Origin of the sequence: Novosphingobium sp. B 225 (assembly GCF_002198665.1) — a bacterium.
In the GTDB taxonomy this organism is placed as follows: Bacteria; Pseudomonadota; Alphaproteobacteria; order Sphingomonadales; family Sphingomonadaceae; genus Novosphingobium.
Genome location: NZ_MWLM01000064.1, coordinates 1 through 1,398, shown reverse-complemented (window position 1 = coordinate 1,398; position 1,398 = coordinate 1). Strand labels below are relative to the sequence as shown.

Sequence of the window (1,398 nt, the reverse complement as noted above, 5' to 3'; positions counted from 1 at the left end):
GTCAGCGCTGCGCGCTGCCACCTCCCCCAGAGGGGGAGGATTTCCACTGCCCAGATCCTCCCCCTCTGGGGGAGGTGCCGAGCGCAGCGAGGCGGAGGGGGTATTGCCCAGCACCGCCGCCACCGTCGTATCCGCCAGATCGAGATAGACCAGCCCCTCAGCCAGTTTCAGCGCTTGCTCAAAACTGTCCGCCAGCCGCGTTTCGATCCCTTCGCGCACGGCGATGCGGTCCACCACCACTTCGATGTCGTGCTTGTACTTCTTGTCGAGCGCAGGGGCGTCCTGGATCTCGTAGAATTCGCCGTCGATCCGCACGCGGGTATAGCCGGCCTTCTGCCATTCGGCCAATTCCTTGCGGTATTCCCCCTTGCGTCCGCGCACGACGGGCGCGAGCAGAAAGGCGCGGGTGCCCTCGGGCAGCGCCATCACCCGGTCGACCATCTGGCTGACGGTCTGCGCGGCAATAGGCAGGCCGGTGGCCGGCGAATAGGGCACGCCCACCCGCGCCCACAGCAGCCGCATATAGTCATAGATCTCGGTCACCGTCGCCACGGTGCTGCGCGGGTTGCGGCTGGTGGTCTTCTGCTCGATGGAGATCGCGGGGCTCAGCCCGTCAATATGTTCAACGTCCGGCTTCTGCATCATCTCCAGAAACTGGCGCGCATAGGCCGACAGGCTTTCGACATAGCGCCGCTGCCCTTCGGCATAGATCGTGTCGAAGGCCAGGCTGCTCTTGCCCGAACCGCTGAGGCCAGTGATCACGATCAGGCTGTCACGCGGCAGCTCGACGTCAAAGCCCTTGAGATTATGCTCGCGCGCCCCGCGCACGACGATTTTGCTAAGCGACATGGCGCGGACGTGTTCCAGATTTGTTCACGGGATGCAAGAGGTGCCGGGTGGTGCCCTGTGGCTATGTGGGCAGGCGGCGCGGAATTCGCAAGCCAGCGCTGCAACGCCCTCGATTTGCGATCAGCCGCGCCCCATTCGTCGCAAAGCAATTGCCTGCCCTGCCCCGTACCCGGCATTGATGGCGGCGAGGAATGGGAGGGTCGCACCAATGATCAAACGGCTGATTTCCGGCGCGCTGGCGCTATGCTGCGTGCTGGCGCAGGCCCCCGCCCGGGCCGATGATCCCCACGACCCGACCATGCGCAGCCCCGCCGCCCGCGCGCGTGACCGGGCGATCATCCGCCAGCTCAACCTGCGCGAACTGGCCAAGGTCCGCGCCCGCGACGCCCGCTGGGCCCGCGAGAATACGCAGCGCCGGACCGAGCATGACGCGGCGATGGAGCGCTATCACCGCGATATGGCGCGCTGGCGGCAGGCGGTGGCGCGGTGCCGGGCGGGGGAATATCGCTACTGCGACGGCTGAACGCCCCCCCCCGCATTTCCCTTGCC

General features: G+C 66.6%; 1 protein-coding gene and 1 pseudogene. One reads left to right on the top strand and one right to left on the bottom strand.

Annotated elements, in window-relative coordinates:
- A pseudogene (locus tag MNBBLIKP_RS12505) lies at positions 1-849 on the bottom strand (excinuclease ABC subunit UvrA); the annotation flags it as partial.
- 208 nt (positions 850-1,057) lie between these two features.
- Here MNBBLIKP_RS12505 and MNBBLIKP_RS12500 point away from each other — a divergent pair.
- A complete protein-coding gene (locus MNBBLIKP_RS12500) occupies positions 1,058-1,372 on the top strand; it encodes a hypothetical protein (RefSeq protein ID WP_088310597.1) in 315 nt (104 codons plus the stop codon).
- Positions 1,373-1,398: the final 26 nt, after the last annotated feature.

Bases quoted from the DNA above. Each gene is read 5' to 3' on its own strand.
- MNBBLIKP_RS12500 (WP_088310597.1), top strand. From the start codon at position 1,058: ATGATCAAACGGCTGATTTCCGGCGCGCTGGCGCTATGCTGCGTGCTG.